3 protein-coding genes are annotated in these 1,991 nt (G+C 72.8%); all 3 read left to right on the top strand.

Annotation, left to right across the window (positions count from 1 at the left end):
• A partial coding sequence (locus tag PLL68_RS14375) for an SRPBCC family protein (RefSeq protein ID WP_502910725.1) occupies positions 1–211 on the top strand: 211 nt, incomplete at its 5' end.
• Positions 208–1,236, top strand: a complete 1,029-nt coding sequence (locus tag PLL68_RS14370; RefSeq protein WP_324535246.1) for an NAD(P)H-binding protein — start codon at positions 208–210, stop codon at positions 1,234–1,236. The genes PLL68_RS14375 and PLL68_RS14370, both read left to right, overlap by 4 nt.
• Positions 1,233–1,955, top strand: a complete 723-nt coding sequence (locus tag PLL68_RS14365) for a CPBP family intramembrane glutamic endopeptidase (protein WP_324535244.1) — start codon at positions 1,233–1,235, stop codon at positions 1,953–1,955. Before PLL68_RS14370 ends, PLL68_RS14365 begins: the two co-directional genes overlap by 4 nt.
• The last annotated feature ends 36 nt before the right edge of the window (positions 1,956–1,991 follow it).

Genomic DNA, 1,991 nt, shown 5'->3' with positions numbered 1-1,991 from the left:
GTTCGTCATCGTCGGGCGCAACGACACGACGGTCAGCCACGACACCATCACCGTCACGCCGCACGGGCCGAACGGGTCGTCGGTGCACTACCGCGCCGAGTTCACCTTCACCGGGCTGGCCCGGTTCGCCGCGCCGCTGATGAAGCCGTTGCTCGACCGCCTCGGCGACCGCACCGCGGAGCAGCTGAAGAGCACGTTGGACCGGCTGTGACCGACTCCCCGACGACTCCCCGGCGCGCGCTCGTCACCGGTGCCACCGGCTACATCGGCTCGCGCCTCGTCCCCCGTCTGCTCGACGAGGGGTGGCAGGTGCGGGTGCTCACCCGCTCCGCTGACAAGGTCGCGGGGCGCGCCTGGCGTGACCGGGTCGACGTGGTGGAAGGGGATGCCGCCTCGCCCGACACGCTCGCACGCGCGCTCGCCGACGTCGACGTCGCCTACTACTTCCTGCACTCGATGGACGGCCAGGGCAACTTCGTCGAGCGCGACCGCGAGCTCGCGCAGACCTTCGGGCGGTGCGCGGCGGATGCCGGGGTGGGCCGGATCGTCTACCTCTCGGGGCTGCACCCCCACGACGGTGAGCTGAGCGACCACCTCGCGTCCCGGGTCGAGGTCGGCGACATCCTGCTCGCGAGCGGGGTGCCGACGGCGGTGCTCCAGGCGGCAGTGATCCTGGGCTCGGGCTCGGCATCGTTCGAGATGCTGCGCCACCTGACGACCCGCCTGCCGGCGATGATCACGCCGAAGTGGCTCGACAACCGCATCCAGCCGATCGCCGTGCGTGACGTGCTGCACCTGCTCGTCGCGGCCGCAGACCTGCCGCCCGAGCAGAACCGCACCTTCGACATCGGTGGCCCGGACGTGCTGACCTACCGCGAGATGATCAACCGGTTCGCCCGGATCGCCGGTCTGCGTCCGCGCCTCATCGTCTCGGTACCGGTGCTCACCCCCTACCTCGCGAGCCAGTGGGTGGGGCTCGTGACCCCGGTGCCCACGGGCGTCGCGAAGCCGCTGGTCGGGAGCCTGCTCCACGAGGTCGTGTGCACCGAGCGCGACATCGACGACCTCGTCGGTTCCCCGCCGCAGGGCTACCTCGACTACGACCGGGCCGTCGCCGACGCCCTCGCCGGTGACGGGGTCGACCCGCGCCCCGAGCCCGGCACCGCCGACCCGGCGCGCATCACCGCTGCCGACCCCGACTGGGCCGGGGGACGCCGCCCGCGCGGGCAGTCGTGAACGTCGTCGACGAGTTCCGGGCGTTCCTGCGTGCCGCCCTCGTGACGCCCGTGGAGCGTGACCACACCGAGAGCGATGCCGCGTTCCGCCGACGCCGCGTCGTCGCCGCCATCACGCTCGTCATCGGTGGGGTCATCCTCGCCATCGCGCTGCGCATCGAGCCCGGGGACCCACGCTTCTACGGGGCCACCTTCGCGCTGGCGGGTGTCTGGGCCGCTGGGGCGTTCCTCTCGGGCCCCCTGCACCTCGGGCGCGGACACACCCGAGGCGGCTCTGGGTCCAGCCGCGCCGTCGTGCAGTCGCTCGCCCTCGGGGTGATGCTGCTGGCGCTGTTCATGGTCGGGGCGCTGGTCGTGGCCCGCATCCCGGTGCTGCGCGAACCCGTCCAGGAACTGCTCGACCACGCCCGGGTCGGCTCGCTGCCCCTGGTCGCCCTCATCACCGTCGTCAACGGCATCGCCGAGGAGCTCTACTTCCGCGGAGCCCTCTACGCCGCCGTCGGGCGCCGGCACGCGGTGGCGGTGACGACGGTGGTCTACGCCCTCGTGACCGCCGCGGCCGGCATCCCCCTGCTCGTGCTCGCCGCGGCCCTCGTCGGGCTCGTCGTCGCCTTCCAGCGGCGGGTGACCGGCGGCATCCTCGGCCCCATCGTCACGCACCTGACGTGGTCGCTGGGCATGCTCTTCCTCCTCCCGCCCGTGCTCGACGCCCTGTCGTGAAAGGCCCCGCATGACCGCGATCCTCTGGCTGCGCCG

Source organism: Ornithinibacter sp., from assembly GCF_035443565.1.
GTDB lineage: Bacteria > Actinomycetota > Actinomycetes > Actinomycetales > Dermatophilaceae > Fodinibacter.
The sequence above is the reverse complement of the archived record's forward strand: the minus strand, read 5'-3'. Positions and strand labels throughout refer to the sequence as shown.